The sequence below is a fragment of the Microcoleus sp. M2_D5 genome (assembly GCF_036701935.1).
GTDB lineage: Bacteria > Cyanobacteriota > Cyanobacteriia > Cyanobacteriales > Microcoleaceae > Microcoleus.
Genome location: NZ_JAUBRP010000139.1, coordinates 1 through 6,895 on the forward strand (window position 1 = coordinate 1; position 6,895 = coordinate 6,895).

A 6,895-nucleotide genomic window follows, 5' to 3' on the forward strand; every position below is an offset into this window, starting at 1 on the left:
AATAGATTTAGTTGTCTTCGAGATGCAATTGAATATGTCCTGGGTACCGTGTCCTAACCGCCTTGGCGGTTGCTATAAAATTCCCTCAACAGTCAACAATCTAATTCATCTGAGTTAATCTGTGTTTATCTGCCTGTATCTGCGGTAAAAAAAATTGAATTTCTTCACCGCAGATGAGAAGGGATTAACGCTGATTCACGCAGATAAAGAGAAGAGATATCTGACGAATTCCGCTGCGAACAGATTTGATATTAGTCATTAGACACTATCAGGAAACTGCACTACCATGTCCTGATTTGCTATTATTCCGGTGCAACGGTAATTAATATAATATATTGAAATTTTAAATCAAAGAACCGCCGCCATCAATCCACACTTCAGTACCTGTGATAAAGCTGGACGCATCTGATACCAGGAATAAAACTAATTGGGCTACTTCTTCAGTAGAACCGGCCGTATTATCAGTCAAAGGAATCATATCTTGAATCGCATCAGGCGCGACTGGAATGCGATCGAGATGGCGCTTAGTGGTGCTTTCTTCAATGGCTGTCAGCACCCCGCCCGGACAGATAACATTGACTCTGATTTGGCTGGGGGCAAGTTCTAGCGCCAGCATTTTTGCTAAAGCTACTTGTGCCGCTTTGCTGGAAGCGTAAGCTGTGGCACCAATTTTCCTGAAACTTCTGGTGCCGTTAATCGATGATGTAATGACTATGGAACCTCCTTGTTTTTTCAGATAAGGAACTGCATATTTTACAGTCAAAAATGTTCCTCTGAGGTTGGTGTTAATTGTCCGATCCCATTCATCCGGTTCTATATCCTCTATCGGCGACCATACACCGTTAATACCCGCATTTGCAAACACAATATCAATTCTTTGATATTCGTCAAAAATTGTTTGAAATGCCTGTTGCATTTGCTGAGAATCCGCTACATCTGCTGCAGTAGCTAGCCCGCAGCCTCCTTCACTGACCAACTGGCGGACGGTTTCTTGCCCTGTTTCTAAAATGCGATCGATAATAGCAACTTTTGCTCCTTCCTTAGCCATTAAAATTGCTGCTGCACGACCAATTCCCGACCCACCGCCGGTAATAACGGCAACTTTTTCTGAAAGCTTCATAATTTTTTATATAAATAATACTTTTTTGCGCGATCGCATAGCATAAAAATAATAGTCGATAGAGGACTACACTCCTCACTACAAAAAACTTTTCGCGAGCAAAATCATGAAAGTAACAAGTGGTTTAGTGTACTAATTATAGCGGTAAGGTGTGCAGTGCACACCCTACTATAGGCAGAGGAGTAGGTCAGTTTTAACGCAGTTCTTACGGCTGTGGCACCCAGACCGAAACAGAACCGGCGTTACATCGAAAATCAGCCCAACCATCGTCATTAGTTGTGATTGATTCTTTGATGTGTTCGGTGATGTCAATATAAGTTCGATTCGGCTGTCCGACTTCCATAAACTTAGTGCCATCGCCTCCGTTACTGAGTACCACAGCCATGCCGCCCGGATGTTCTTCATCTCCGAGTCGCGTCCAGCCAATTGTGTTGGCGTGGTCGAAGTAATCGTACTGATTGCCGTAGGAATAGGTTTGGCGCGCTAACAAGAATTTATCGAGAATAAACTGATGTTTGTCTAACCAAATCTCGTATTCATTGCCATCATTTGCTGTATCTTTATAGTTAGCGCCGTAATAGTCCGGGTAAAAAATGCACGGATATCCTTCGCGCCGCAGCAGAATTAAAGCGTAGGCAAGGGGTTTAAACCAAGCCTCGACAACTGATTCTAGGGATTGTAAGGGTTGGGAATCATGGTTGTCAACCAAGGTAACGGCGAGGGCGGGTTGCTGTTGGACGAGAGTGTTATCAAAAATTGTTCGCAAATCGTAGCTATTGCCGGCTTTGCTAGCAGCGTGGAAGTTGTAGTGGAGGGGTGCGTCAAATAAGGAGACTTTACCGTCCGTTGCTTCTAGGAAGTAGTGCAAAGCTTCCACTTCGTAAGACCAATATTCGCCGACTGCAAATAAGTCGCGTTGGGCATAGTTACGAACGTGTTCCAACCATTCTTGGAAAAATTCTGCTTTAACGTGTTTGACGGCATCAAAGCGAAAGCCGTCAACGTTTGTTGTATCGACATACCACTCACCCCAGTATTTTAACTCCCCGCTGACTTCTGGGTGATCCATATCTAAATCGCAACCCATGAGGTAGTCAAAGTTGCCTTTTTCTAAGTCTACTCCTCGATCGAATTCTTTGCCTTTTAGCAGGTAAACGGCATGGGTTTCTGTGTTGTAAACGTTGTAATCAATGGCGTCAAAATGCCACCAATGCCACTCCATGCTGGAATATTTTTTATCGCGACCTGGAAAAGTAAAATGCGTCCAAGCTTTGATTTTTTGATATTCGCCTACGGTGTCATTCCGGTTGTCGGGATTGAAGGGTGTGGCTTCGGCTTCTTCTTCTGCATCGGCACCTAATTTGTGGTTGAAGACAACATCGGCATAAATCCGAATTCCAGCATCTTGGGCAGCTTTAATGGCGGCCAAATACTCATCTTTTGTCCCGTATTTCGTGCGTACCGACCCTTTTTGGTCGAACTCGCCTAAGTCGAATAAGTCGTAGACGCCGTAACCCACATCCATGCCGCCGCCAGTTCCTTTATAGGCTGGTGGCAACCAGAGGGATGTAACGCCGATTTTGGCTAAATCTTTTGCAGATTTCGCTAGCTGATTCCACAGGCTGCCGTCGTCGGGGCTGTACCAGTGGAAATACTGCATCATGACGCCATTTAGTTCAGACATATATTTAGTTTTTCCTGTTTTGTCAAATTGCGATCGACATTTATGTTCGTAGCTCGCTAGTTTACGTATGTCTGCAATCTATGGTTAATAAATATCATAAAAGATGGGGCTGATAAAAAAAATCTATCTGTTGATGTATTGACAAGATAATGTAAATTTGATACTAATAATTTCAGGCAGACTAAAAAATATTAAGTTAGTGGCGATTGGGCAGCAACTCGCTCAACTCTGGTGTTCCAAGTACCGTCGATCGCCAATTCAATCAATCTAAATCCCGGCGGGATTTCGTCAATAATAATCGGATGGCTTTTCGGTAAAAGTTGGAGGCAGGTGCTGGGTGTCCCCAAGTAGGTAACTGAACCCCGCTGTTGTTGAAATTCTTGGTGAATGTGGCCGCAAAGAACGATTTTGATTTGAGGGTATCGATCGACAATTGCGAAAAATTCATCGGCATTGTGCAGCATCATTCCATCCATTATTTCACAGTCGATCGGCAAAGGATGATGGTGCAAGGCAATGATAACAGGTCGATCGCCCGTTTGTTGCAGTTGAGAGTCCAGCCAATGCAAGCTTTCTGGGGAAAGCCGCCCGCCGTCGCATCCGGCTTCCACACTCGAAAGCAATAGAAATTGCCAGTTTCCTAGCATCCATGATTTTTCTGGGGAAAGGGGCGACTGATTTAAGATTTCTGCCATGACTGGGATGTTGTCGTGGTTCCCAGGTATCCAGTAGGCGGGAATTCCGAGGGGGGCGATGAGAGAGATGAGGCGCTGGTAGGATTCGGGTGTTTCGTCTTGCGACAAGTCGCCTGTGAGTAGGAGTAAGTCGGGCGGCGGCTGTATTTGTTGCAAGCGATCGAGAACTGCTTGGAGGGTGCGGGTTGTTGAGAGGCCTTTCCATTCTCGATCGAGCTCTGCAAACAAGTGAGTGTCGGTGATTTGGGCGACGAGTAGGGGATAAACTGGTGTCATGGCTGGTGTTGCGGGCGATCGATGTAGTTCTAGAATAGCCTCGGATGGGTTTTGGGGATATGGGAAAAAAGGGCGATTCCCTACGGGATAGCTGCGCTTCACGAAATTTTTGACAGGTATGTTAAAATTTTCGAGATTTGGTGTACTATAAGAAAACGTCAATTTTCAGACGTAACGGCGGCATAGCCAAGTGGTAAGGCAGAGGTCTGCAAAACCTCCACCCCCAGTTCAAATCTGGGTGCCGCCTTTTTTAATTTGTGTGAAATGTGGCTAAGATGCCGTTTGGGCGATCGAGAAGGTTCCCTCATAGAAAAAATATTTTATTTTAGCATAAAATTATTTTGCAAGAGGTCTAATATACAAAAACCAGCCCCCACCCAACCAATAACCCTCAACCAAAATTCAACGGATCGACATCAATAGTCAGACTAACAGAACGCGGCGTGCGATCGCGCAACCCGATCAAATCCGACAAATCCACCGACTCATCCAAAGGCAACTTCAGCAAAATCTGCCACCGATAGCGATTTGCCACCCGCATAATCGCCGCAGGTGCAGGCCCCAACAACTCACACCCCGGTACAGACAATCGCTCAATATACTCCTGACAAACCGACGCTAATTGTACCGCAGTCACTGCAACTTCCGCCGCATCTACACTGCTCAACCGCAACAAAATCAGCCGCCCCGAAGGTGGATAATTCAGCGCCGTTCTTTCTGCTAATTCTGTTTCCACAAAATCTGTATATTCGTGCCGCCTAACTGCTTGAATAACCCGGTGTTCGGGAGTGTAAGTTTGAATAATTACCCGCCCCGGATCGTCGCCTCGGCCCGCACGGCCCGCGACTTGAGTTAATGTTTGAAAAGCTCGTTCGCTGGCCCGATAATCGGATAAGTTTAGCAACCCGTCAGCAGACACAACTCCCACCAATGTTACTCCCGCTAAATCTAACCCTTTCGTCAGCATTTGCGTACCCAACAAAATGTCAGCTTCCCCGTTAGCAAATTGCGTTAACAATCTGCGGTGGTCGCCCTTATTTCTAGTCGTATCGCTGTCAAACCGAATTGCCCGCAATTCTGGAAACAATCTCGTTAATTCCTGTTCGACTCGCTGAGTGCCGCTGCCAAAGTTTTTGAAGTAAGGAGAACTGCATTCCGGGCAGTTTTGGGGGTGTCGTTCCGTGTGGTTGCAGTAGTGACACCGCAATATTTCTGCTGTTCCTTCGCCGACGTGGTGATAAGACAGGGAAACATCGCAGTTCGGGCATTCCATTACATAGCCGCAACTCCGACAAGAGACAAAGGTACTGTGTCCTCTTCTGTGAATAAATAGAATACCTTGCTGTTGTCTTGCTCGCAATTGTTCCAGGGCGTTTTGCAGGGAAGCGCTGAAAATAGAGCGGTTTCCTTGCCGCAATTCTTGGCGCATATCGACTATTTCCACAGGCGGCATCGGGCGGGAATAAATGCGATCGGGCAATGATAAATAATGGATATTTGGTAACGAGTAATAATCTCGGCGCGTCCCGACAAAAGTCTCTAAAGCTGGCGTTGCGGAACCTAAAATTAAGGGACAATTTTCTAATTCGGCGCGCCATTTGGCCACGGTGCGGGCGTGGTAGCAGGGGGCTGGTTGGTCTTGTTTGAAGCTGCTGTCGTGTTCTTCATCAAGGATAATTAAGCCGAGGTGAGGTAAAGGTGCGAAAATGGCCGATCGCGTGCCGATGACAATTTGCGGGGTTCCAGTCAGCATCTGACGCCATGTATCGTAACGTTCGCCGTCGGATAGGGCGCTGTGGTACACGCAAATTTGCTCGCCAAAACGGGCGCGGAATCTGTCTGTAAGTTGCGGTGTGAGGCCGATTTCGGGAACGAGTACGAGGGCGGATTTGCCACTGGCTAAGATTGGGGCGATCGCCTGCAAATACACTTCGGTTTTCCCGGAACCTGTAACGCCGTGCAGCAGCACTTGACGGAATCCCGAAAAAGAGTTAATAAACGCTAAGGCTTGAGCTTGAAAATGAGTTAAAGTTTTGGGTGCATCGGGCAATTGAGAAATTCCGCGATCGCCCCTGAGCACTTCCCTTTGGTCAATTACAACGCTACCTTTTTGTTCCAAAGCTTTGACAACCGAAGAACTCGCGCTGCAAATTCTCAGCAAATCGTTCATCCACATTTCACCGCCGCCGCGCCGCAAAACTTCCAATACTTCTTGTTGACGCTTGGTTAAATCTGTGACAAATGCACTAGCAATTAATGTCACTGCCGGTTTGAGTTGTGGTTTGGGAGGATTGGGAGGTTCTAAATAACTTTCTACCCAACCGCGTTTCAATAAATCTTTCAATCCTCGATAACTTCCCTTGACTTGTCGCTGGAGGTATTGCCAAGTGTAATCGCGGTTTTTTTGAGCTTGCAGCAACTGCAAAATTTGACTGGCGGCGGGATTGAGAAATGTTTCGGCATTCGGAGAAATTGCGTCCTTAATTAAGCGAATGCGGCGCACGGAACGGCTTAACAAACCGGGCGGCAGCGAGGCTCTAATTACTTGAATTAAAGGTGTGCAATAATAGGTGGCAGTGCGATCGAGCAATTCCCAGTAATTAGGCGGGAAAAAACCCGCACTGACAACATCTTCGACATCTTTAACCCGCGCCGGATCTAAGTCGGGCGGCAGTTGAGAAATGAACCGAATCGCGATCGCCCCTACTTGTTGACTGCCAAAGGGTACACTCAAAATATCCCCCGGTTGTACGGTAAGTTCCGCAGGTAAACGATAGGTAAATAACTTATTTTCCTCCCCAGCCGAGTCCCCCGCAACCCTGAAAGGAGAGTCCACCAATACCTCGATCCACTCTGCTTGCACGGTGGGGCGCTGTGGCGGTTCGCTGCTGCCGTAGGATGCCCCGGCCTCTGCCGCTATAGGGGTTGACAAACCAAAAGTGACAGTAGACATAGGGTTGCACATCAAACTAGGAGGAGCCGCGGTCAAAGGGAGTTTTCATTATCCCTCAGTTTAGCTCGATCGATCTTAGGAATGAGAATTAAATAACTTCCACACTTGAAAGTGGGATGGGCGTCCCGCCCGTCCACTCATGACGGGCGGGACGCCCATCCCACAAT

4 protein-coding genes and 1 tRNA gene are annotated in these 6,895 nt (G+C 47.0%); 1 reads left to right on the forward strand and 4 read right to left on the reverse strand.

What is annotated here, in order from left to right; all coding sequences use genetic code 11:
• Nucleotides 1-343: 343 nt before the first annotated feature.
• From QUA50_RS28730 to cpdA, 3 genes are all read right to left on the reverse strand, one after another.
• Nucleotides 344-1,120 (reverse strand): SDR family NAD(P)-dependent oxidoreductase, encoded by a 777-nt coding sequence (locus QUA50_RS28730; protein ID WP_333259837.1) that lies wholly within the window; start codon nucleotides 1,118-1,120, stop codon nucleotides 344-346.
• Nucleotides 1,121-1,325: 205 nt separating this feature from the next.
• Nucleotides 1,326-2,804 carry an alpha-amylase gene (locus tag QUA50_RS28735; protein ID WP_333259834.1) on the reverse strand — a complete coding sequence of 493 codons (1,479 nt, stop codon included), beginning with the start codon at nucleotides 2,802-2,804 and terminating at the stop codon, nucleotides 1,326-1,328.
• A 191-nt stretch (nucleotides 2,805-2,995) separates the two neighbouring features.
• Nucleotides 2,996-3,877 (reverse strand): 3',5'-cyclic-AMP phosphodiesterase, encoded by an 882-nt coding sequence (gene cpdA, locus QUA50_RS28740; protein WP_333259832.1) that lies wholly within the window; start codon nucleotides 3,875-3,877, stop codon nucleotides 2,996-2,998.
• 74 nt (nucleotides 3,878-3,951) lie between these two features.
• Between cpdA and QUA50_RS28745 the strand changes: the two genes are divergently transcribed.
• Nucleotides 3,952-4,022, forward strand: a tRNA-Cys gene (locus QUA50_RS28745).
• Nucleotides 4,023-4,166: 144 nt separating this feature from the next.
• On the opposite strand, the gene priA is transcribed toward QUA50_RS28745, so the two are convergent.
• Nucleotides 4,167-6,728 carry a primosomal protein N' gene (gene priA / locus QUA50_RS28750; protein ID WP_333259829.1) on the reverse strand — a complete coding sequence of 854 codons (2,562 nt, stop codon included), beginning with the start codon at nucleotides 6,726-6,728 and terminating at the stop codon, nucleotides 4,167-4,169.
• Between the last annotated feature and the right edge of the window lie 167 nt (nucleotides 6,729-6,895).